The 23,774-nt window shown below is 65.5% G+C and carries 15 protein-coding genes; 3 read left to right on the top strand and 12 right to left on the bottom strand.

What is annotated here, in order from left to right:
- Positions 1-103 precede the first annotated feature (103 nt).
- Positions 104-265, bottom strand: a complete 162-nt coding sequence (locus ACZ9GA_RS18865; RefSeq protein WP_457361261.1) for a hypothetical protein — start codon at positions 263-265, stop codon at positions 104-106.
- 188 nt (positions 266-453) lie between these two features.
- Here ACZ9GA_RS18865 and ACZ9GA_RS18860 point away from each other — a divergent pair, with 188 nt between their 5' ends.
- Genes ACZ9GA_RS18860 through glgB form a run of 3 tightly spaced genes read left to right on the top strand, consistent with a single transcriptional unit; the run spans position 454 to position 8,032 of the window.
- Positions 454-2,472 carry an alpha-1,4-glucan--maltose-1-phosphate maltosyltransferase gene (locus ACZ9GA_RS18860; RefSeq protein WP_457361262.1) on the top strand — a complete coding sequence of 673 codons (2,019 nt, stop codon included), beginning with the start codon at positions 454-456 and terminating at the stop codon, positions 2,470-2,472.
- 15 nt (positions 2,473-2,487) lie between these two features.
- On the top strand, positions 2,488-5,805 hold the full coding sequence (gene treS / locus ACZ9GA_RS18855; RefSeq protein ID WP_457361263.1) for a maltose alpha-D-glucosyltransferase: 3,318 nt from the start codon (positions 2,488-2,490) through the stop codon (positions 5,803-5,805).
- A 4-nt stretch (positions 5,806-5,809) separates the two neighbouring features.
- Positions 5,810-8,032 carry a 1,4-alpha-glucan branching protein GlgB gene (glgB, locus tag ACZ9GA_RS18850; protein ID WP_457361264.1) on the top strand — a complete coding sequence of 741 codons (2,223 nt, stop codon included), beginning with the start codon at positions 5,810-5,812 and terminating at the stop codon, positions 8,030-8,032.
- Between the two features lie 92 nt (positions 8,033-8,124).
- On the opposite strand, the gene ACZ9GA_RS18845 is transcribed toward glgB, so the two are convergent.
- The 11 genes from ACZ9GA_RS18845 to glgA all read right to left on the bottom strand — a co-directional run bounded on the left by ACZ9GA_RS18845 (position 8,125) and on the right by glgA (position 23,342).
- Positions 8,125-8,826 (bottom strand): autotransporter domain-containing protein, encoded by a 702-nt coding sequence (locus ACZ9GA_RS18845; protein ID WP_457361265.1) that lies wholly within the window; start codon positions 8,824-8,826, stop codon positions 8,125-8,127.
- Between the two features lie 306 nt (positions 8,827-9,132).
- The gene (locus tag ACZ9GA_RS18840; RefSeq protein WP_457361266.1) at positions 9,133-9,864 is read right to left on the bottom strand and encodes an endonuclease/exonuclease/phosphatase family protein; all 732 of its coding nucleotides are present in this window, start codon (positions 9,862-9,864) and stop codon (positions 9,133-9,135) included.
- A 251-nt stretch (positions 9,865-10,115) separates the two neighbouring features.
- On the bottom strand, positions 10,116-10,715 hold the full coding sequence (locus tag ACZ9GA_RS18835; RefSeq protein WP_457361267.1) for a class I SAM-dependent methyltransferase: 600 nt from the start codon (positions 10,713-10,715) through the stop codon (positions 10,116-10,118).
- A complete protein-coding gene (locus ACZ9GA_RS18830; protein WP_457361268.1) occupies positions 10,712-11,470 on the bottom strand; it encodes a PIG-L deacetylase family protein in 759 nt (252 codons plus the stop codon). The genes ACZ9GA_RS18835 and ACZ9GA_RS18830 overlap by 4 nt, the downstream gene beginning before the upstream one ends.
- Positions 11,467-12,474 carry an acyl-CoA dehydrogenase gene (locus ACZ9GA_RS18825; RefSeq protein WP_457361269.1) on the bottom strand — a complete coding sequence of 336 codons (1,008 nt, stop codon included), beginning with the start codon at positions 12,472-12,474 and terminating at the stop codon, positions 11,467-11,469. The genes ACZ9GA_RS18830 and ACZ9GA_RS18825 overlap by 4 nt, the downstream gene beginning before the upstream one ends.
- Complete coding sequence (glgX, locus tag ACZ9GA_RS18820) at positions 12,471-14,630, bottom strand: glycogen debranching protein GlgX (RefSeq protein WP_457361270.1); 2,160 nt, start codon at positions 14,628-14,630, stop codon at positions 12,471-12,473. The genes ACZ9GA_RS18825 and glgX overlap by 4 nt, the downstream gene beginning before the upstream one ends.
- A gap of 143 nt (positions 14,631-14,773) precedes the next feature.
- Positions 14,774-15,118 carry a DUF2934 domain-containing protein gene (locus ACZ9GA_RS18815; protein ID WP_455925981.1) on the bottom strand — a complete coding sequence of 115 codons (345 nt, stop codon included), beginning with the start codon at positions 15,116-15,118 and terminating at the stop codon, positions 14,774-14,776.
- A 14-nt stretch (positions 15,119-15,132) separates the two neighbouring features.
- Positions 15,133-17,910: a malto-oligosyltrehalose synthase gene (locus ACZ9GA_RS18810; RefSeq protein WP_457361271.1), complete on the bottom strand. Its 2,778-nt coding sequence runs from the start codon at positions 17,908-17,910 to the stop codon at positions 15,133-15,135.
- Positions 17,907-19,988, bottom strand: coding sequence for a 4-alpha-glucanotransferase (malQ, locus tag ACZ9GA_RS18805; protein WP_457361272.1), 2,082 nt, complete (start codon positions 19,986-19,988; stop codon positions 17,907-17,909). Before malQ ends, ACZ9GA_RS18810 begins: the two co-directional genes overlap by 4 nt.
- Positions 19,985-21,757, bottom strand: a complete 1,773-nt coding sequence (gene treZ / locus ACZ9GA_RS18800) for a malto-oligosyltrehalose trehalohydrolase (protein WP_457361273.1) — start codon at positions 21,755-21,757, stop codon at positions 19,985-19,987. Before treZ ends, malQ begins: the two co-directional genes overlap by 4 nt.
- 16 nt (positions 21,758-21,773) lie before the next feature.
- Complete coding sequence (gene glgA / locus ACZ9GA_RS18795; protein WP_457361274.1) at positions 21,774-23,342, bottom strand: glycogen synthase GlgA; 1,569 nt, start codon at positions 23,340-23,342, stop codon at positions 21,774-21,776.
- Positions 23,343-23,774: the final 432 nt, after the last annotated feature.

Here is a 23,774-nt window from a genome sequence, read left to right as displayed (position 1 = left end):
GGTCCCACAGGGAGGGAGGTGTCCGCAAAAAAATCATGACCAGACAGTCACGCTTATTCCCGGCGCATCTATGCTCTCTACGCACTATCGCGAAAAAATCCGTTCACAGCTGCGCCGGGGGTTCCTGACTCGGTGGATCGCCCACGGTAGGCGGCACGGTGGGTTTTACCGGCAGCTCGTCGGGCTCGACGTTGGGGTCGGGCGGGGGCAGGGTCGGGTCGTCGATGTTCGGGTCCGGCGTTTCGGCGGGAATAGGGATATTCATGGGGTTCCTCGCAGGTTTGAGGGGCAGTCAAGGATCTGGACAGCATCCGCCGCTCGATGATTCCCGAGCGTCATTGCCGATGAACTTTCAAGACCCCCATGGCTCGGAACTTAAGGCAGGCGTCGGCACCCTTTTGTCGGCGCGACAGGTAATGGATGAGCGTCCTTGGGGCGTGAAGGAGATGCTCGATGACCGCGGATCAACCTTTCGAAACCGGCCATGCGGCTGAACAGACCAACGAGCAGGCGTTGAGTTTGTCCCAGGCGCTGCTGTTGCCACGCATCGTGATCGAAAACACCACGCCCGCCATCGACGGCGGCCAGTTCGCGGTCAAGGCCGTCACCGGCCAGACCCTGACGGTGGACAGCAAGGTCTACGCCGATGGTCACGACAAACTGGCCGTGGTGCTGCGCTGGCGCGCCCTGGGGTCCGACAGCTGGCACAGCGTAGGCATGCGCGACCTGGGCAACGACAGTTGGCAAGGCCAGCTCACCGTCAATGAGGTGGGCCGCCATGTGTTCAGTATCGAGGCCTGGATCGATCAGTTCGCCACCTATCGTTACGAGCTGGAAAAGAAATACGCCGCCGGCGTGCCCATCGGCCTCGAGCTGGAAGAGGGCCGTCTGCACCTGGTCAACAGCGCCGAGAAAAGCGAAGAAAGCCTGCGCCGCCAGCTGCTGCACCTGCATGATGAATTCAACAGCCTGGACCCCGACGGCCAGGTGGCCCTGCTGCTGCAGAAGGACACCGCCGCGCTGATGAACCTGGCCGACTCGCGCGCCTACCTGAGCAAAAGCCAACTGTTCCCGATCGAAGTGGAACGTGAACGCGCGCAGTTTGCCAGCTGGTACGAGCTGTTCCCGCGCTCCATCACCGACGACCCCGCGCGCCACGGCACCTTCAACGACGTGCACGAACGCCTGCCGATGATCCGCGACATGGGCTTCGACGTGTTGTACTTCCCGCCCATCCACCCCATCGGCCGCAAGCACCGCAAGGGCCCCAACAATTCCCTTGAAGCCGGCCCGGACGACCCTGGCAGCCCCTACGCCATCGGCAGCGCCGACGGCGGTCACGAGGCCATCCACCCGCAACTGGGCAGCCGCGAAGACTTCCGCCGCCTGGTGGCCGCCGCTGCCGACCACGGCCTGGAAATCGCCCTGGACTTCGCCATCCAGTGCTCCCAGGACCATCCCTGGCTGGTGGAACACCCGGGCTGGTTCAGCTGGCGCCCCGACGGCACCATCCGCTACGCGGAGAACCCGCCAAAAAAATACCAAGACATTGTCAACGTCGATTTCTACGCCGCCGACGCCATCCCCAGCCTGTGGCTGGCCCTGCGTGATGTGGTGGTGGGCTGGGTGCAGGCTGGCGTGAAGATCTTCCGCGTCGACAACCCGCACACCAAACCGCTGCCGTTCTGGCAGTGGATGATCGAGGACGTGCGCCGCGACTACCCCGAGGTGATGTTCCTCGCCGAGGCGTTCACCAAGCCGGCGATGATGGCGCGCCTGGGCAAGGTCGGCTATTCCCAGAGCTACACCTACTTCACCTGGCGCAACACCAAGGCCGAGCTCACCGAGTACTTCACCCAGCTCAACCAGCCGCCGTGGTCGGACTGCTACCGCCCCAACTTCTTCGTCAATACCCCGGACATCAACCCAGGCTTCCTGCATGAATCAGGGCGCCCCGGCTTTCTGATCCGCGCCGCGCTGGCGACCATGGGCTCGGGCCTGTGGGGCATGTATTCAGGCTTCGAGCTGTGCGAGTCGGCGCCCATCCCCGGCAAGGAAGAGTACCTGGACTCGGAGAAGTACGAGATTCGCCCGCGCGACTTCACCGCGCCCGGCAACATCATCGCCGAGATTGCCCAGCTCAACCGCATCCGCCGCCAGAACCCCGCCCTGCAAACCCACCTGGGCCTGGCAATGTACACCTGCTGGAACGACAACATCCTGTACTTCGGCAAGCGCACCGCCGACCGCCGCAACTTCATCCTGGTGGCGGTCAACCTCGATCCGTACAACGTGCAGGAAGCGCACTTCGAGCTGCCGCTGTGGGAACTGGGCCTGGACGACAGCGCAGCCACCCACGGCGAGGACCTGATGACCGGCCACACCTGGACCTGGTACGGCAAGACCCAGTGGATGCGCATCGACCCCGGCTATCAGCCCTTCGGCATCTGGCGCATCAGCGCGGCGCTCTGAAAAAGGACCTGACCCATGGCCAAGAAAGCCCGCAGCGCCGCGTTCATCAACGACCCCCTGTGGTACAAGGATGCGGTGATCTATCAGGTGCACGTGAAGTCGTTTTTCGACTCCAACAACGACGGCATCGGTGATTTCCCCGGCCTGATCGACAAGCTCGACTACATCGCCGAGTTGGGTGTGAACACCATCTGGCTGCTGCCGTTCTATCCCTCGCCGCGCCGCGACGATGGCTATGACATTGCCGAGTACAAGGCGGTCAGCGCCGACTATGGCACCATGGCCGACGCCCGGCGTTTCATCACCGAAGCGCACAAGCGCGGCCTGCGGGTGATCACTGAACTGGTCATCAACCACACCTCCGACCAGCACCCGTGGTTCCAGCGCGCCCGCCGCGCCAAGCCGGGTTCGCGGGCGCGGGACTTCTACGTGTGGTCCGACACCGACCAAAAGTACGACGGCACACGCATCATCTTCCTCGACACCGAAAAGTCCAACTGGACCTGGGACCCGGTGGCCGGCCAGTACTTCTGGCACCGCTTTTACTCCCACCAGCCGGACCTCAATTTCGACAACCCGCAGGTGATGAAAGCGGTGCTGGGGGTGATGCGCTACTGGCTGGACATGGGCATCGACGGCCTGCGCCTGGACGCCATCCCGTACCTGATCGAACGCGACGGCACCAACAACGAGAACCTGCCCGAGACGCACCAGGTGCTCAAGCAGATCCGCGCCGAGATCGATGCCAATTACCCCGACCGCATGCTGCTGGCCGAGGCCAACCAGTGGCCGGAGGACACCCAGCTGTACTTCGGCGACGTGAAGGGCGACGACGGCGATGAATGCCACATGGCCTTCCACTTCCCGCTGATGCCGCGCATGTACATGGCCGTGGCCCAGGAAGACCGCTTCCCCATCACCGACATTCTGCGCCAGACCCCGGAGATCCCGCGCAACTGCCAGTGGGCGATCTTCCTGCGCAACCACGATGAGCTGACCCTGGAAATGGTCACCGACCGCGAGCGCGACTACCTGTGGAACTACTACGCCGCCGACCGCCGCGCCCGCATCAATCTGGGTATCCGCCGTCGCCTGGCGCCGCTGCTGGAGCGTGACCGCCGACGCATCGAACTGCTCAACAGCCTGCTGCTGTCCATGCCCGGCACGCCCACCCTGTATTACGGCGACGAAATCGGCATGGGCGACAATATCTACCTGGGCGACCGCGACGGCGTGCGCACGCCTATGCAGTGGTCCATCGACCGCAACGGCGGGTTTTCCCGCGCCGACCCGGCCAGCCTGGTGCTGCCGCCGATCATGGACCCGCTGTACGGTTACCAGTCGGTAAACGTCGAGACCCAGTCCAACGACCCGCACTCGCTGCTCAACTGGCACCGCCGCCTGCTGGCCGTGCGCAAGCAGCAAAAGGCCTTCGGCCGCGGCACGCTGAAGATGCTGTCGCCCAGCAACCGGCGCATCCTGGCCTATATCCGCGAGTACACCGGCCCCGACGGCAAGACCGAACTGATCCTGTGCGTGGCCAACGTCTCGCGCGCCGCCCAGGCAGCCGAACTGGACCTGTCCCAGTATGCCGGCATGGTGCCGGTGGAGATGCTGGGTGGCAGTGCGTTCCCGCCCATCGGCCAACTGAACTTTCTGCTGACGCTGCCACCTTATGGTTTCTACTGGTTCCTGTTGGCGTCCGCCGCGCAGATGCCCAGCTGGCATGTGGAACCTGCGCAGCCGTTGCCCGATTTCCTCACCCTGGTGTTGAAAAAACGTATGGAAGAGCTATTGGAAGAACCGTCGCGCAGCAGCCTGGAGACCAGCGCGCTGCCGCAATACCTGCCCAAACGCCGCTGGTTCGCCGGCAAGGATACCGCCATCGATCAGGTTCGCATTGCCTACGGCGTACGCTTCGGCACGCCCACAGCGCCGGTGCTGCTCAGTGAAATCGAAGTGCGCAGCGGCGATACCGTCAGCCGTTATCAGTTCCCGTTCGGCCTGTTGGGCGATGACCAGCCCAGCAGCGCCTTGCCGCATCAGTTGGCGGTGTCGCGGGTACGGCGCAATCGCCAGGTCGGCTTGATCACCGATGCCTTCGTGTTGGAAAGCTTTATCCGCGCGGTGGTCCAGGGGCTGGTGGATCGTACCGTGGTGCCGTGCGACGAGGGCGAGATCGGCTTTGTGCCGACCCCGGAGTTGGCCCGTCTGAACCTGCCGGCCGAACCGGAGATTCGCTACCTGTCTGCCGAACAGTCCAACAGCTCGGTGGTGGTGGGCGGCAGCATGGTGTTGAAGATGATCCGCAAGGTCAGTGGCGGCGTGCACCCTGAGCTGGAAATGGGCGCGTACCTGACAGCCGCCGGCTTCGCCAATATCTCGCCCTTGCTGGGCTCGGTCAGCCGCGTGGACGCCGAGGGCGTGCCGCACCTGCTGATGATCGCCCAGGGCTATCTGAACAACCAGGGCGACGCCTGGGCTTGGACCCAGAACAACCTGGAGCGGGCCATCCGCGACGAGATGGCCAGGGGCCGGTCCGAGCAGGAGCAGCACTATAACGCCCTGGGCGAACTGGCGGATTTCGCCGGTTTGCTGGGCCAGCGGCTGGGCGAGATGCACCAGGTGCTGGCTGCGCCCACCGACAACCCCGACTTCAAGGCCAGCCCCAGCCGTACCTCCGATGGCCAAGCCTGGAATGCCAGTGTCAGCGCTCAGCTGGAGCGGGCGTTGAAGTTGCTGGAACAGCATTACGACGAATTGATCGAAGACGATCGCGGCCTGGTAGACGACCTGCTCAAGCAGCGCGAATCCCTGCTGTCGCACATCGCTACCCTCAGCCAGCAGGCCGTGGGCGGGCTGATCATGCGCGTGCATGGCGACTTGCACCTGGGCCAGGTGCTGGTGGTGCAGGGCGACGCCTACATCATCGACTTTGAAGGCGAACCGGCGCGGCCGCTGGAAGAGCGGCGGGGCAAATACAGCCCCTACAAGGACGTCAGTGGCGTGTTGCGCTCGTTCGACTACGCTGCGGCCATGGCCATGCGCGGCGCCGAGGAAGTGGACGATTCGGTGGAAGCCGAACAGGCCCGCCAGCGCGTCGCCAAACGCTATTTGCATGAAGCCCGCCACGCCTTTATCGAGGCCTACGGGTTGGCCACCGCAAGCCTGGCCCACGCCTGGCAGGACGCCGACGGCGAACGCGCCGCGCTCGAGCTGTTCAGCCTGGAGAAGGCTTGCTACGAAATCGCATACGAAGCCGAAAATCGCCCGAGCTGGCTGGCCGTGCCTTTGCATGGGCTATTCGGGTTACTGAGTACCAGGGGAGAGTAGTCAAATGAACGCGCACAAGGAACAGGGCAAGGTCGGGGCTTTTCCGCCCAAGGCGGACATCGAGGCGCTGATCCGTGCCGACCACCGCGACCCGTTCGCGGTACTGGGCCCGCACCCCGACGGTGCGGGTGGGCAATATATTCGCGCGTATCTGCCTAACGCCCTCAACGTGCAAGTGCTGGATAAGGAAAGCCAGGAAATCCGTGGCACCCTGGAACAGGGCGAAGTACCGGGTTTGTTCGTGGGCCAGTTCCCCGATCAGCGTCCGTACCTGCTCAAGGTGCAGTGGGCCGGCGGCGAGCAGGTCAGCGAAGACCCCTACAGCTTTGGCGAGCTGTTGGGTGAGATGGACTTGTACCTGTTCGCCGAGGGCAATCACCGCGACCTGAGCAGCGCCCTGGGCGCCCAGTGCGTGACCGTCGACGGCGTCGAGGGCGTGCGCTTCTCGGTATGGGCGCCCAATGCCCGGCGGGTGTCGGTGGTCGGTGACTTCAACATCTGGGACGGCCGCCGCCATCCGATGCGCCTGCGTCATCCTTCCGGGGTGTGGGAGATTTTCGTTCCGCGCCTGCAGCCCGGCGAGACCTATAAATACGAGGTGCTGGGACAAGAGGGTGTGCTGCCGCTCAAGGCAGACCCCTTGGCCTTGAGCACCGAGTTGCCGCCGTCCACCGCTTCCAAGGTCGCAAGGCCCCTGAGCTATCAGTGGGGCGACGAGCAGTGGATGCAGGCCCGTGGCGAGCATCACGGGGTCAACAAGCCGTTGTCGATCTACGAGCTGCACGTGGGCTCGTGGCAGTGCGAGGTCAACGAAGAAGGCGAGTTACGCGCCTACAACTGGCGTGAACTGGCCGACCGCCTGGTGCCATACGTGCAGCAGCTGGGTTTCACCCATATCGAGCTGATGCCGATCATGGAACACCCCTTCGGCGGCTCCTGGGGCTACCAGCCGCTGTCGCAATTCGCGCCGTCGGCACGCTACGGTTCGCCCGAGGATTTCGCCGCGTTTATCGACGCCTGTCACAAGGGCGGCATCGGCGTGATCCTGGACTGGGTGCCGGCGCATTTCCCTACCGACACCCACGGCCTGGCGCGCTTCGACGGCACCGCGCTGTACGAATACGACAACCCGCTGGAAGGCTTCCACCAGGACTGGGACACGCTGATCTACAACCTGGGGCGTACCGAGGTGCACGGCTTCATGCTGGCCTCGGCGCTGCACTGGCTCAAGCACTTCCACATCGACGGCCTGCGCGTGGATGCCGTGGCGTCGATGTTGTACCGCGACTATTCGCGCAAGGCCGGCGAATGGATTCCCAACCGCTACGGCGGCCGCGAGAACCTGGAGGCTATCGACTTCCTGCGTCACCTCAACGACGTGGTGGCGCTGGAAGCACCGGGTGCGCTGGTGATCGCCGAAGAGTCCACGGCGTGGCCAGGCGTGAGTCAGCCTACCCAGCAGGGCGGCCTGGGCTTTGCCTACAAGTGGAACATGGGCTGGATGCACGACACCCTGCACTACATCCAGAACGACCCGATCCACCGCACCCATCACCATAACGAGATGAGCTTCGGGCTGATCTATGCCTACTCCGAGCACTTCATCCTGCCCATCTCCCATGACGAAGTGGTGCACGGCAAGCACTCGCTGATCGACAAGATGCCTGGGGACCGCTGGCAGAAATTTGCCAACTTGCGCGCCTACCTGACGTTCATGTGGGCGCACCCGGGCAAGAAGCTGCTGTTCATGGGCTGCGAGTTCGGCCAGTGGCGTGAGTGGAACCACGACAGCGAGCTGGACTGGTACCTGCTCAAGTACACCGAGCACTTGGGTGTGCAGAAACTGGTGAGCGACCTCAACCGCCTGTACCGCGACCTGCCGGCATTGCATGAGCAGGACTGCGTGCCTCAGGGCTTCCAGTGGCTGATTGGCGATGACTCGGCCAACAGCGTGTTTGCCTGGTTGCGCTGGAGCAAGAGCGGCGAGCCGCTGCTGGTGGTGGCCAACTTCACCCCCGTGCCGCGCGAGGGCTACCGCATAGGCGTGCCGTTTGCCGAGCGCTGGGAGGAAGTGCTCAACAGTGATGCCGAGATCTATGCCGGGTCCAACTACGGCAATGGCGGTGGCGTGCCGACCGAGGCGATCACTAGCCATGGCCAGCCGCTGTCGCTGTCGCTGAACCTGCCGCCGCTGGCGGTGCTGATCCTGCGTCCGCAGGTGTCCTAGCGTCGACCCCATCGCGGCCAAGGCCGGCTCCTACGCCAATCGAGGTAGGAGCCGACCTTGGTCGCGATGGACGCAACGCGGTCTCCGCCCGTCTACCACAACATCTTCACCCCCAAATCCCCAATCAGCCCATTCAAATCATTCTGGTCACTGGGGCTGCTGTAGTCGGCCGTCACGAAGAAGCTCAACGTCGGCGTCATCCTGGCCACCAGCCCCAACCCCACTTCGATGCTGGAGGCGTTGCGGCCGCTGTTGATCTTGTCCACCTGGGCCAGGGCGATGGGGGCGTCGTTGCTGAAACTGTACGTCAGGCTGGTGCGCACAAAGGGCTCCACCGATGTGCTGCCCAGTTGATAGTGCCCCGACAACCGCGCCCCCACCCGGCCGCTCCAACTGGGCTGATTGTCATCGCTCAACAGGCGCGGCCCCTGGCCGACGCCGGGCATCAACTGCTGGTTGATCAACTGCGCCTGGGGCTCGAACGACCAGTTCTCACCCAGCACAAAGGCCACGGTGCCGCCCAGGGCCACGGCCATGGCCCGCGCGTTGTCGGGGCGGCCGCTGTCCTGCACCTGTGAGCTGACGCTCCAGGCCACGCCCAGGGTCTTGGCGACCACGGTGAATTGGCCGACGTTGCCGGGCGGGTTGGCCGCGCCGTTGCCGGTGAACGCGCGGTTGCTCAGCACCAGTGGGCCGAGGGGGTCTTGGGTGTCAGCGGCGCTGGTTTTGGCCGGAAGCACCAGTAGCAGTGAGGCGCAGGCGGCGTAGGTGAAACGAGCGGCAAGGGTGTGCATGGCGTATCTCCTGTGTTGTAGGCCTGGCAGGGGAGTACGCCTGGTGCATCGCATCGAGGGCGGCCGAAGCCAGCGGCCCAGGCTTGCCCGATCGCGCTGAAAGGCGCGGGGCAGAGGCCTGGGTCGGTGTTTTTTTGTTGTGTTGTGTTAAGTGAAGCTAAGGAGAGGCAGCGCCATGCGTCAAGAAACCGGTGGTTTTGCTTAGCAGGCTAATTAGCGTCAACAAGTGGTTGAAAAACAGCCGCAATTGCATCGCTTAAGTGCGCGGGCGTCTATCCAGACACCCGCGCTATTCCAAAACAATCCCTACAGGTGCACTTCCACCGTCAGCGGCAGATGATCGGACAGATGGGTCCAGGGCTTGTTTCCCAGAATAACCGGCGCATGGCTGGTGGCGTTGCGCAGGTAGACCCGGTCCAGGCGCAGCAGGGGGAAGCGCGCAGGGTAGGTCCGCGCCAGGGTGCCGTGATGCTGTTCGAAGGCTTCATGCAGGTCTTTGGCGCGGGTGAGGGTGGCATTGCCCTGCAGCTTCCAGTCATTGAAGTCGCCGGCGATGATCACCGGTGCATCCTCGGGCAGGGAGTCGAGCAGTTGCCGCAACAGCCCCAGTTGCTGTTGACGGTGGCTTTCCAGCAGCGACAGGTGCACGCAGATCGCGTGCACTTCGTCATGCCCCGGCACCTGCAACACGCAATGCAGCAGGCCGCGACGCTCGGGGCCGGTGATGGACACGTCGAGGTTGCGGTAACGCAGGATCGGGTATTTGGACAGCACCGCGTTGCCGTGGTGGCCGTCGGGGTACACGGCGTTGCGGCCGTAGGCGTAGTCGCTCCACATGCTGTCGGCGAGGAATTCGTACTGCGACATGGTCGGCCAATTGTGATGCCGCTCGGCGTGACGGTCGTGTTCGCCCAGCACCTCCTGCAGGAACACCAGGTCGGCGCCGGTGCTGCGCACGGCCTCGCGCAGTTCGGGCAGGATGAAGCGGCGGTTGAAGGCGGTGAAGCCCTTGTGTGTGTTCACGGTCAGGATGCGCATGCGGTGCACCGCCAGCGGGTGCTCGGGGGTGCGGTTGCGGCTGGCCTGGCCGGTGGGGTCGGCGGTCACGTTCGCTCCTTGAATCGGGTGGGGTTATTGGTTGGGACCGACACCACGCACCCTCGGTTCCCCCCATATGTAAGCATGTGCACGTAGCCGCTGCCGCAGGCTGCGCTGGCCCTGTGCGTCGCTGGAGATTTTCAGGGGTCACCCCGGCCAGCGCAGCCTGGCGGCAGCGGCTACAGGGTTTGTTAACGCAGGCCTTCGTGTTCGGCCACGGACCGCGCATCGCGGCTCCACAGGTCCAGCGCAAAGTCTGCTTCCCGATGCTGCACCAGCGATGCCATGCCCAGTTCAGCCGCGAGTCGCCCGTGCACTGCGTCACCGTCCAGCGTGCAGCCGTCAATGGCCGCACGCCAATGGCAGGCCAGCAACTGACCATTGTCCGCCAGGCTTTGGCGACAGGCGCTGATTAATGCCGTCAGATCGCCGGCATCCAGGTAATAGCACAGCTCATTAAGCACAATCAGTTCAAAGCGTTCGCTCGGAAACTGCGCCGGCAGCCGCCATTGTTCGACCCGCGCATGGGGCACATCCGCCAACTGCGCACGGGTCAACGCCACCGCCCGCTCATTGGTGTCGCAACACAACAACCGCTCACACCGCCCCGCCAGCGCCAGGCTGGTCGCCCCATTCGCGCAGCCAGGCTCGAACACGCTCCCATACCGCGCACGCGGCAGGCAGGCCAGCAGCAGGGCGCGTTTGCGCTGTTCGTACCAGCGCTGGTGCATGGCCCAGGGGTCGTCGTTGCCGTCGAACAGGCGCTCGAACACCGCGTCATCCACGCTCACAGGAACACCACTTCGAAGGGTTGCAGCAGGCGCTCCAGTACCCGTGACGACAACACCGGTGCCAGCCCGGCAGCGGGGTCGCCCTCCAGTTGGCTGACGAACGCCAATGCGGCGTGGCGCTTGCGCGCGACCATGGCCGGGCTCAGGGCGATCTTGCGCGCGCGTTGCCAGGGCACGCGCGGATCCTGTGGACGGGCCCAGTGCCAGGTCCAGATCGGCAGTTCATGCACACAGGCGCCCACCGCCTCGGCGGCGGCGCGGCTGGCGCGGCCCACGGCTTCGTGGTCGCAGTGGCCGTCTTCGCTCCAGGTGGCAAACACCACGTCGTCAGGATGCAGGTGTGCTTGCAGAAAGGCTTGCAGGCGCGCCTGGGCGGCGGGCACCTGACTGTCCGGCAGGCCGACGCGCAGCCAGGTCAATTGCTGCGGGTCGGCGCCCAGCCGGCGAAGGGCCTCGGCACTTTCGCGCGGGCGCTCGTTGCTCAACCGATCCACCGGCCAACGCTGGGAGCCGGGGTGGCTGGCGGTGCCGTCGGTGACGGCGATCAGCAACACTGGCCGACCCAGGGCGATCAGGTGCTGCAACAGGCCGCCGCTGCCCAGCACTTCATCGTCCGGGTGCGGCGCGACGATCACCGCACGGGTGCCGGTGGGCACCAGGCGGTCGACTTCCACCCGCGGCAGTTGCGCCAGCAACGGGCAACTGCGCCAGGCCTCCACGGGGGTGCCGTGGCCGACAATGGGATTGGCTTTCATAGGTTCCACTCCTGTGGCAGCGCGTGCCGGGCCAGGTCGCCGAGGGCGGCCAGGTCACGCTCGGCGTGGCTCTGGCGCAGGAACACCGGCAAGTCGGCGGCCAGCCGTGCAAAATGAGCATCCTTGCAATACGGGCTGGCGCCCAGCGCATGGCCCACGTGGGTCAGGATCTGTTCGCAGCCTTGTTCGATGACGGCGCGCACGCGCCGTGCCAGCCATTGGCAATCGGCAACGGGATCGGCCTCGACGCTGGCCGCTGCCTGCTGCAGCACCGCGCGCATGGCGCACAGGGCCGCATCCACGGCGCCAAGGTGGGCGAGGGCGTAAGGCTCGTCACGTTGCAGGCAGTGGCCGTGCAGACGCTGGGCCAACTGCTGGGCGGCGCCGTACCAGCAGGCGGCGATGCCGATGCCGCCCTGCCAGAAGCCGGGGCGCTCCAGGTACTGCCCCGGTTCCCCCACCCGTGTGCCTTCCGCCTGCTCGAACACCACTTCGACGCTGGCGGTGGCCGCCATGCCCACGGCCTCCCAGCCCAGCTCGGTCACCGTCACCCCCGGCTGGTCCAGGGCCACGGCCACCAGTTGCTGCTGGCCGTGTTCATCCCAGGCGGTGAGCAATGCATGGCTGAGCTGGCTGGCGCCCGAACACCAGGCCTTGCGGCCGTCCAGCCAGGCGACGCCCTGCTGCTGACGCACGCTGAGGCGGGCGCTGGGCGGCTCGGCCGCCCACATGCCCCAGGTGCTGTCCACCGGCGGCCGTACGCTGGCCAGTTCGGCCATGATGGCCAGGGCATCGGTGTGGCCTTCATACAGCTTGCACAGGCCCAGGTCATGCCCACCGACTACCGCCAATGCCCGCCAGCGCTCCAGGGTGCGGCCGCTGCCGGGCAGCGGCAATTGATCGAGGCCGTCGGCCACCAGGGCCTGCAACTGCGCGTGCACGGCGGCCACGTCCGGGTAGCCGGCCGCCGGCCGCTTTAGTGTGGCCGCCAGCACCCGGTTCATTCCTCGACGTCCCGGTGCAGTTCGAACAGCAGCAGCGAGCGGCCGGTGACCAGGAAATCACTGCCGAAGGGCAACGGTTCGTGATCGCGCAGTTCAGGGCGGTTGGTGTCCACCAGGCAGGTCCAGTATTGGCCTTCGGGCACCTCGGGCAGCACGAAATTGACCACGTCATGGTGGGCGTTGACGATCAGCAGCAAGGTGGCGTCGGCCCCCGGCTTGCGGATGCCGCTGGGCTGTGCGCGGCCGTCCAGCAGCATGCCCAGACAGCGTCCGTGGCTGTCGTGCCATTGCTCGGTGGTCATCTCGCTGGCGTCGGGGGCCAGCCAGGTGACGTCCTTGACGCCAATGTCCTCGTTGTAGGTGCCGACCAAAAAGCGGTTGCGGCGCAGGATGGGGTAGGACATGCGCAGGCGGATCAAGCGGCGTACGAAACGCAACAGGCCCTTGCCGTCCTCGTCCAGGTCCCAGTTGACCCAGCCGATCTCGCTGTCCTGGCAGTAGGCGTTGTTGTTGCCGTTCTGGGTGCGGGCGAACTCGTCACCGGCGACGATCATCGGCGTGCCCTGGGAGAACAGCAAGGTGGCCATGAAGTTGCGCATCTGCCGCAGGCGCAGTTCGACGATCTCGCGGTCGTCGGTGGGGCCTTCCACGCCGTGGTTCCAGCTGAGGTTGTTGTTGCTGCCGTCCTGGTTGTTCTCGTCGTTCTCTTCGTTGTGCTTGTCGTTGTAGGACACCAGGTCACGCAAGGTGAAACCGTCGTGGGCGGTGATGAAGTTCACCGAGGTATACGGCCGCCGCCCCCGCTGGTTGAACAGCTCGCCGGAACCGGTCAGGCGCCCGGCGAAATCGGCCAGTTGGCCGTCATCGCCTTTCCAGAACGCGCGGGTGGTGTCGCGGAAACGGTCGTTCCACTCGGCCCAGCCGGGGGCGAAACCGCCCACCTGATAGCCGCCGGGGCCGCAGTCCCAGGGCTCGGCGATCAGCTTGACCTGGCGCAGCACCGGGTCCTGGCGGCAGGCCACCAGGAAGCTGTGACGCTCGTCGAAACCTTCGTGATAACGGCCCAGGATCGTTGCCAGGTCGAAGCGGAAACCGTCCACGTGCATCTCGGTGGCCCAGTAGCGCAGCGAGTCGGTGACCATCTGCAGCACGCAGGGGTGGCTCAGGTCCAGGGTGTTGCCGGTCCCCGAATCGTTGATGTAGAAGCGCTTGTTGTCGGGCATCAGCCGGTAGTAGCTGGCGTTGTCGATACCGCGCATGGACAGGGTGGGGCCCTGCTCGTTGCCCTCGGCGGTGTGGTTGTAGACCACGTCCAGAATCACCTCCAGGCCGGCGTCGTGCAGGTGCGCAACCATTTCCTTGAACTCGGCGATCTTGCCGTTGGCCAGGTAGCGCGGGTGCGGGGCGAAGAAGGTGATGCTGTTGTAGCCCCAGTAATTGTTCAGGCCTTTTTGCAGCAGGTGCTGGTCGTTGACGAACCCGTGAATGGGCAGCAGCTCGATGGAGGTCACCCCCAGCTTGCGGATGTGCTCCACCACGTCGGGCACCATCAGGCCGGCGAAGGTGCCGCGCACGTCCTCCGGTACCGAAGGGTGGCGCATGCTGATGCCGCGCACGTGGGTCTCGTAGAAGATGGTCTTGTCCCACGGCACGTTGACGCGCTGGTCGCGGCCCCAGGTGTAGGCCGGGTCGATCACCCGGCACTTGGGCACGAACGGCGCGCTGTCGCGTTCGTCGAAGCTGAGGTCACCGTCGGGGTGGCCGATGGTGTAGCCGAACAGCGCCTCGGACCATTTCAGCTGGCCCACCATCTGCTTGGCGTAGGGGTCGATCAGCAGCTTGTTGTGGTTGAAACGGTGGCCGTTTTCCGGGTCGTACGGGCCGTACACACGGTAGCCGTAGGTCAGCCCCGGGTGGGCGTCGGGCAGGTAGCCGTGGAAGATTTCGTCGGTGTATTCGGGCAGCTCGATGCGCTCAAGCTCCGTCTCGCCGGTGGAGTCGAACAGGCACAGTTCAACCTTGGTGGCGTTGGCGGAGAACAATGCAAAGTTGACCCCCAGGCCGTCCCAGGTGGCGCCCAGCGGGAAGGGCAGGCCTTCACGGATGCGCGATGGATCGGTACCAGGGGCGGGGGTGAATTTCTTTTGGCGGGTCATGGAAAGTTCCTTGCACTGCTAAATCAGGGCGATAGCGATCCGTCCCGGCACGGTCAGCCGGTAAAGGGGGCGTTGAGGTGGTGAACGCACGGTCTCCCTGGCAGCGCGCGGGCGCTGTCAGGGGGCCGGGAGCGTTGCGGTAATCAGCTGGCCGGCGGCTTTTTCGCGGTCGGGCGTGGCGGCTTCTTGTCGGCCGCAGGCTTGGGCGCGGTGGCGGCCTTGGGCTTGGGCGCCGCAGCGGCGGCTGGCTTGGGCGGTGTCGACTTGGCGACTGGCGCAGGCTTGTCCTTGCCTGGCACCGGGGCGGTAGCCGCCGTCTTGGGCTTGGTGGCCGGCTTGGCCTTGCCCGGTTTGGTGGGGGCCAGGGCTTCGGCTTCGGCCAGCTTGCGGGCCATCTCCCAATGGCGTTCTTCATGCCCCTCGGGTTTGCCCTCCGATTCCCATATCTGGTAGGCGAATTCGCGTATACGTTTGTCGTCGGCACTCATTTCAACGCTCCTGATCACAAGTCACTTTGTACTAAGAGATTGACGGGAAAATCCTTCAGCGCAGCGTTCAGCCACAGTTCCTTATTGGGTGTGACTGCCACGTCTGAAAAAAGTCCCTTTAATGTAGGCAGAGTGAGTTTAGAAGGTAGCACGATGCGGGTGTCTCCCCACTTTTGTGCCTCTATAAGCGGGCTGGGGGCGTCCCCCAACAGGTCGCTGGCCAGTCGTGGCACGATGACGATGGCCAGTTCGTCAGCATGGATTCGAGCGAAGGCCAACACACGGTCGGCCTCATCGCCCAGCACGGGCAAGGGTTCATAGGTGCCGCGGGCGAACAGTGCGACCTGTTCGGCGCGGCGGCGCAGGGTGCGGGCAATCAGTTGCTGCTTGAGGTAGCCGTTGTGCCAGTCGGCCAACAGCTGCGCCGGGCTCAGCGTTGCCTGCAAGGCCTGCTCACGGGCAGCGTAGTCCACCGGGCGGCGGTTGTCCGGGTCCACCAGGCTCAGGTCCCAGAATTCGGCGCCCTGGTACAGGTCGGGGATGCCCGGCACGGTCATGCGCAACAGGGTCTGCACCAAGCTGTTGAGGGCACCGGCAACGCTGATGCGTTGCACCGCGGTGGCCAGCGAGGTGCGCAGTTGCTGACACTGCGGGTCCAGCAGCAGCTTTTCCAGGTAGGCCTTGCAGGCCTGTTCGTAAGGCTCGTTGGGGGCGCTCCAACTGCTGGCCAGCTTGGCTTCGCGCAGGGCTTTCTGTTGCCACTGGTAGAGGCGCTCGGCGTAGGCACCCAAGCCCTCGGCGTCGTCGCTGGCAAGGTCCAGCGGCCAACTGCCCAGCAGGGCCTGGAACAGGATCAGCTCATCGCCGGGGGACGGTGCGTCGCTGTCGCCCACGCGGCTGCGCAGCGGCTCGGCCAGCTCCTGCCAGTGGTTGACCCGGCCGGGGTACCAACTGCTGCGTTCACTGAGCACGGCCAGGCGCGCGCGGGTGTCCTCGCCACGCTTGTGGTCATGGGTGGCGGTGGCCAAAAGGTTGTCGGGGAAGTGCGCCAGGCGCTGGGCGCAGGCGTCGTGGAACACTTGGGGCGGGGCGCTGAAGTGTTCGGCATCGAAGCCTACGTCGTTGCGCGACAGCAGCACCGCCGAGCGATAGAACGCGGTGTCTTCCACCGCCTTGGCCGCCGTGGGCGAGGTCAGTTGCTGGAAGCGCACGCAGGCGTGGCGCAGCAGTTTGCGCGGGCGGCCTGGCGGCATCTGCCGCCATGGCTCGCCACCCAGCCAACGGGCCAGGTAGTCCAGCACTGGCCAGTCGGCTTCGCTGAGGCTGTTGCGCGCACCTTCCAGCGCCTGCTGGAAAAAGCCTTCGTCCTCGGCAGGGCGGCCACAGGCGCTGATGTAGGTGCGGTACACCGGGTAGTGCACCACCAGCGCCTGCAGGGCACGGCGGATGGCGCCCAGGGTCAGGTCGCGGCTCATCACGTCGCCACGGGCCACCTGCAGCAGCGCCTGGGCCACGGACTCAAAGTCACCGGCCAGGGTGCCGTTGATCACCAGGTGGCGGGCGGCGTGGGCCTCTTCCTCGAACACCGCGGGGCGGCCGCTGAGGTTGCTCCACAGCTCGGCCAGCGGCTCGGCGCCCGCCGGGTCGTGTTGCAGGCTCGAGACCTGGTTCATGAATTCGTAGCCGGTGGTGCCGTCCACCTGCCAGTCGCGATGCAGTTGTTCGTCGGCGCCGAGGATCTTCTCGACGTAGATGGGGAAGTGCGTCAGCGCCGCCTCTGGCGGACGAGCCGCCAGCAGGCCGTCGACCCGGCGGCGCAGTTTGCGGCAGTAGCCGCGCGGGTCGGCCAGGCCGTCCACATGGTCGATGCGCAGGCCGTCGATCAGGCCCTGTTCCACCAGCTCGAAAATCTTCGCGTGGGTGGCGTCGAACACGGCGGCACGCTCCACGCGCAGGCCACCCAGTTCGTTGACATCGAAGAAGCGCCGCCAGTTGATGTCATCGGCCGCAGTGCGCCAGCTGGCCAGGCGGTAGTGCTGTTTCTCCAGCAGCCGGTGCAGGCGTTGGAAGCCTTCGGGCGTGGTGCTGTCGAAGCGTTGCAGCAAGCCGGCCCAGTCGTCGTTGTGGCTGAGGGCGGCCAGTTCGGCGCGCAACTCGACGGCCTTGTCGTAGGCGTGCGGGTCTTGCTCCAGGGCGCCGAAGCGGCCGCCCAGCCTGCTCAGCACCGGGTCGGTGGCCGGGGTGAGCACGTCGGCGTAATCGGGCGGCGAGAGGGGGAAACGGTGCTCGTAGTGCTCCACGTACAGCTGTCCGGTGCTGGCGTCCAGGCGCAGCGGGATCTCGCCAGCTTGCAGGCACGCGCCATAGTCGTTGCCCAGGAACGGCAGCAGCAACTGACCTTCCAGCAGTGGATCGGGGGAGTGCCACTGGATGTCGAAGAACTCGGCGTAGGGGCTGCGTCGCCCCCATTCCAGCAGGTCCAGCCACCAAGGGTTGTGGCCACCGCCCACGGCCATGTGGTTGGAGACGATGTCCAGCACCAGGCCCATGTCATGTTCGCGCAGTGTCTGCACCAGCCGGCGCAGGGCTGGCTCGCCACCCAACTCGGGGTTGATGCGCGTGGGGTCGACCACGTCGTAACCGTGCATGGAGCCCGGGCGGGCCTTGAGGATGGGGGATGCGTAAATGTGGCTGATGCCCAGCTGCTTGAAATACGGCACCCGCGCCACTGCATCGTCCAGGGTGAAATCCTTGTGAAACTGCAGCCGTACGCTGCCGGTCATGGGCTTCATCGATCACGCTCTGTGGCTTGTTGGCGGGCGCAGGCCAGCAGCTCCAGGCGCCGCGCGGCGTCTTCGTCGTCCAGCAGGGTCTGGCTGTCACCGTTGAAACGCCGGCGCCAATTGGGGTGGCTGTCGATGGTGCCGGGCAGGTTGGGTTGTTCCTCCACGCCCAGCGCGTCCTCCAGCGGCAACAGCACCAAGGGGGCGCGGGTGTGGCCGAGGAAACGCACGCAGGCGTCGATGACCTGGTCGGTTTCCTCACCGGCTTCGACAAAGTTCTGACTGTCCTGGGCCAGCACGTGGCGCAGGCCGCGGCGTTCGTGCTCGCGGGTTTCGCGCCACTGGTGCTCGGTGTGTTCGTCGATCAGGTTGAGCTTGTGGTTCCAGTCGATGTCACGGGCCTTCCACCAGCCGTGCAAGGTGGGCAGGTCGTGGGTGGTGCTGGTCGCCAGGGCGTTGTCGGGCCAGTTCAGTACGGGATGAAACTGCCCTGGGTGGGCTTGTTCGAACATCAGCACGCGCATGCCCAGCATGTGCCTGGCCACCAGTTTTTCGCGCAGGCCGTCGGGCACGGTGCCCAGGTCTTCACCCAGGACAATGGCCTGGTGGCGATGGGATTCGAGGGTCAGCAGGCGCAGCATGTCGTCGATGGGGTAATTGAGGTAGGCGCCTTCGCTGGGCGGTGAGCCCATGGGGATCACCCACAGGCGTTGCAGGCCCATCACGTGATCGATGCGCAGGCCGCCGGCGTGGGCGAAGTTGGCCCGCAGCATTTCGATGAAGGCGCGGAAGCCGTTGCGCACCAGGCCTTCGGGGGCGAAGGCGGAGATGCCCCAGCCCTGGCCGCTGCGGTTGAGAATGTCGGGCGGTGCGCCGACGGTGAGGTCGGCCAGCAATTCGTCCTGGCGGCTCCAGGCCTGGCTGCCGGCACCGTCGGCGCCCACGGCCAGGTCGGCGATCAGGCCGATGCGCATGCCGCTGCTCTTGGCGGCGTTTTGCGCGCGCGCAAGGCTGCGTGCCACCAGCCATTGGCAGAAGGCGTAGAAGCTGACTTCGTCGGCGTGTTCCAAGGCGAAGGCGGCGATTTCCGGGCTGCGCGGGTCGTGCCATTCGGCGGGCCACTGGCGCCAGTCCTGGCTGGCTTCACGGGCGGCGCAGTCGGCTTGCAGGGCCTCGAAGCGGCAGTGGTTTTCCAGGGCTTCGCCACCGGCGTGGCGGAAGCTGGCGAAATCGGCGGTCAGCGGATGGTCGCCGTGGGCGAAGCCGTCGTAGAGGCTGCGCAACAGGCGCAGCTTGGCGTCGGTGGCGGCGGGCCAGTCCACCAGCGGCAGTTGCTCCAGGTGCGCCAGGGTGTCACCCAGGCCGGCGTCATCCAGGGCCACGCGCACGGCGCGCTCGCCGAGGATGGCGCCGGGGGCGGCGTACAGGCAGTTGAGGAACAGCCGGCTGGACGGGGAATAAGGGCTGTAGCGGTGTGCGTCGCTGCTGAACATGGCATGCATGGGGCTGATGGCCACGGCGTCGCAGCCGCGCTCGCCGGCGCTGCGCGCGAAAGCTTCCAGGGCCAGGGTATCGCCGAAGCCGCCATCGCCTTCGCGGCGCAGGCTGTACAGCTGCACGCTCAGGCCCCAGGCGCGCGGTGCCGCTTCGCCCAAGGCGTCGCCGACGCTGTAGCAGCGTCCGGGCGCCACGGCCAGGGTGAACTGTTGGCCGTCGATGTGCACATCCTGATAGCCCACCGGCAACAGGCCGGGCAGGGCGGCGTGGGCATCCAGGCGCAGGTCCAGGGTGGCGCCGTCTTCCAGGTGCACCTGGCACGGGGTGTGCGGCGCGAAGTAATGGCCCAGGCTCAGCGCGTGACCCTGGTCGGCGGTCAGCAGGGGCGGCAGGTGCGTGTCACGCTTGACCTGGTTCAGTTCGTCCAGGCTGGCTTGCACCTGTTCGGCCGTGTCGGCGGGGTGGCCGAGGCCGGCCAATACCTTGCGCAGTACCGGGTCGGCTACCGTTTGTGGCCGTCCGTTGGCGTCGATCCACTGCACGGCCAGGCCGGCGTGTTGCGCCAATGTCCGCAGTCGCTCATCACTCATGCATCATCTCCGGCAGGGGTCAGGCTGACCAGGGCGCTATAGGGGGGCAAAGCGTGGGTTGGCGGGTTGTCGACCGTCTCCAGGCGGCTGTCGAACAGGCGGTGGCGGATGTCCGGCAGGGCGGTGTCCACCGCCGTGTCGCTGAGGTTGAGGTCGATGCGCAGCTCGCTGCCGTCGTTGAGTTGCCAGCGCGCGTGCAGGGCGCCGGTGCCCAGCACCTGGGCGCCCAGCGAGCGGCTGCCGGTCAGGTGCGGGGTAAGGTGGCGATGGCGCAGTTGCAGCAGCGTGCGGTACAGCTCGGCCCATGGCTCATCCGGCTCGGGGAAGCGTGGGCGTGAGGCGTCGAACGTGTCGCGGGCATTGGGGTCGGGAATGCGTGCGCGCTGCTCGGCGTCGGCGAACGCGGCAAAGGCGGCGAATTCGCTGCGCCGGCCATTGCGCACCGCTTCTGCCAGCTCGCCATGGAAGTCGGTAAAAAACAGGAACGGCTCGCTGGCTGCGCCTTCGTCACCCATGAACAGCAGCGGCACCATGGGCGACAGCAGCAACAATGTGGTGGCGGCGCGCAGGGCATCGGTGCTGCACAGGCTGGACAGGCGTTCGCCGAAGGCGCGGTTGCCGATCTGGTCGTGGTTCTGCAAAAACAGCACAAAGGCGTTGGGTGGCAGGTGGCCGCTGGGTTCGCCGCGGGGCTCGCCATGGCGGTTGCGTTCACCCTGGTAGATGAAGCCTTCGCTCAGGCAACGCGCGAGTTTTTCCGTGGGCTGTTCGCTGAAGTCGCTGTAGTAGGCCTCGGTTTCGCCGGTCAGCAACACGTGCAGGGCGTTGTGGCCGTCATCGTTCCACTGGGCGTCGTAGCCTTCTTCCAGCAGGTGCGCCTGGTTCAGCTCGTTCTCCAGGGTCAGCCACACCTGGCGCGGGCCGTCGATCTGCTGGCGAATGCGCGCGGCCATCTGCTTGAGGAAATCGGGGTCTTCGATGGCGTGCACCGCGTCGAAGCGCAGGCCGTCGAAGCGGTACTCCAGCAGCCACATCAGGGCGTTGTCGATAAAGAAATCGCGCACCTGCGGGCGGCGAAAATCGATGGCATCGCCCCAGGGTGTCTTCTGGTCGTGACGGAAGAAACCCTTGGCGTAGCGCCCCAGGTAATTGCCGTCGGGGCCGAAGTGGTTGTACACCACGTCCAGGATCACCATCAAACCATGGCCGTGGGCGCAGTCGATCAGGTGCTTGAGCTGGTCCGGGGTACCGTAGGAGGACTGCGGCGCATACGGCAGCACGCCGTCGTAGCCCCAGTTGCGCTCGCCCGGCACCTGGGCCAGCGGCATCAACTCGATGGCGGTGATACCCAGCTCGGCCAGGCGCGCCAGTTGCTTCTCCACGGCAGCAAAACCACCCAGCACGCCTACGTGCAGCTCGTAGATCACTGCCTCGTGCCAGGGCCGGCCTTGCCATTCGGGGAACTGCCAGTGGTAGGCGTTGGGGTCGACCACCAGGCTGGGGCCGTGGACATCGCCTTGCTGAGCCCGGGACGCGGGGTCCGGGACCAGCACATCGCCGTCGATCTGATAGCGGTAGGCGGTGCCCGGGGGGCAGGCCGCCTTGATCACGTACCAGCCATCGTCCTGCAACAGCATGGGGATGGACTGGCCGTTGTCCAGTTCCACGCTGACGTGGAAGGCATCGGGCGCCCACAGCGCAAAGCGTGTGAGGCCCGAGTCCAGCAGGTGTGCGCCATGGGACCAGGTGTCAGACGTAGGGTGCGGCATCGGTGGACCTCTTCGCTCAGTGTCTTCCCGATACGGCCACCGATTTGCTCACGAGTTCCTCGTAAAGTTTGGCATAGGGTTCCACTGCCTGGCTCCAGTTGAACGGCTGGGTCATGGACAGGCAGCGCATGGCGTTGAGCAGGTCGGGTTTGCTGAACACGTAGAAGGCCCGGCTCAGGGCCTCTTCGTAGCTGGCCACGGTCGACTCGTTGAACAGGAACCCGGTGACGCCGTCCTCGATGGTGTCGGCCAGGCCGCCGGTGTTGCGCGCCACCGGCAGTGAGCCGTAGCGTTGCGCGTACATTTGGCTCAGGCCGCAGGGCTCGTAGCGCGACGGCATCAGCAGGAAGTCGCTGCCGGCAAACATGCGCCGGGCGTCGGTTTCGTTGAAGCCGATGCGCACGCTGATCTTGCCGGGGAAGCGTTGGGCCAGCTCGCGCATGGCCTGTTCTTCTTCGGGCTCGCCACGGCCAATGATTGCGATCTGGCCGCCTTGATTGACGATGTACTCGGCCACGCCCTGGGTCAGGTCCAGGCCTTTCTGGTACACCAGGCGCGAGACCACGGCGAACAGGGGGCCGTCCGAATCGTCCAGTTCGAACAGTTCACGCACGTGGTCGGCGTTGACCTTCTTGCCTTCCCAGTCGTTGAGGCTGAACGGGCACACCAGGTGCGAGTCGGTAGCCGAGTCCCAGGTGTCGTCGATGCCGTTGGGGATGCCGCTGAGCAGGCCCTGGTACTGCTTGCTGCCCAGGAAACCGTCCAGGCCGCAGCCGAATTCCGGGGTGGTGATTTCCTCGGCGTAGGTAGCACTGACCGTGGTGATGTGGCTGGAGTAGGCCATGCCGGCCTTGAGGAACGACAGCTTGCCGTAGAACTCCATGCCTTCCTGTTGCAGCGCATGCTCGGGCACGCCCAGCTCGGGGCAGCAGGCACGGCTGACCACGCCCTGGTAGGCCAGGTTGTGGATGGTGAACAGGGTAGGGGTGCTCAGGCCGCGCCAGTGCATGTAGGCGGGGGCCATGCCCGCGGGCCAGTCGTGGGCGTGCACCAGATCGGGCTTCCAGTGCACCATGCCGAGGCCTGCCGCGATGTCGGCGGCGGCCAGGCCCAGGCGGGCGAAGCGGATGTGGTTGTCCGGCCAGTCGCGGCCGTTGTTGGCGCCATAAGGGGTGCCATCGCGCTCGTACAGCTCGGGGCAGATCAATACGTAGATGACCAGGCCATCGGCAAGGTCCATACGCCCGATCTTGCACGGCGGCAGGGCTGCGTGGCCGCCCAGGTCTCCGACGATGTGGATGGGGTTGTCACTGTTGAGCACCTGCGGGTAGCCGGGAATCAACACCCGGACGTCATGCAAGGGGCTCATGGCGCGCGGCAGCGCCTGGGACACGTCGCCCAGGCCGCCGGTCTTGACCAGGTCGGCGATCTCCGATGTCACGAACAGCACTTTCTGGCGGTTGGGGTTATGCCTGGAATCGGCCTGCAGTACCTTGCCCGTCGAAGCGATCTGCGCCAACTCGGTCGGCTCGCTCTCCTGCTGATTAAAACGCTCTCCCTGGGTTTCGACAGCGGCACTGATCATCGTTCTCTCCCGTGCATTAATGCATATGTGGCAAGCACCTGATTTTTGAACCAGCAACCCCAGTGCCAAGCGCGCAAGCGCAGCGCCAAACGGCGATCCGGCCGATTGGCGAATTGACGGAGTGGGGTGGGTTGGCCGTTGCAGTGAACATCCAGATTCACGGCCTACCTTTAACCTGACCTACCGCGGTTTCGGAAGTTTCGACTTTTTTCAGGCGCAACTTCCGAGCGGTGTGCGGGCTGAGTTTTGAGTGTAGGAAAAAAATCGGACTCTGTGGTCATGGCGCGACTGACGGAGGGGCAGAGTGATGGCCAGGGGGCGGGTGGTGGGGCTGGAAGGCTTGATCTAGAGCGGGGCGGTGGGTGGGGTGGGGTTAGAATAAAATTTCTAGAAACGACCCGCAGGGGGCTCTCGACTGGCGCAAAAAGCTGG

It is taken from the genome of Pseudomonas sp. TE3644, assembly GCF_056278815.1.
Note: the sequence above shows the minus strand (reverse complement) of the source record. Positions and strands in the feature narration are given on the sequence as shown.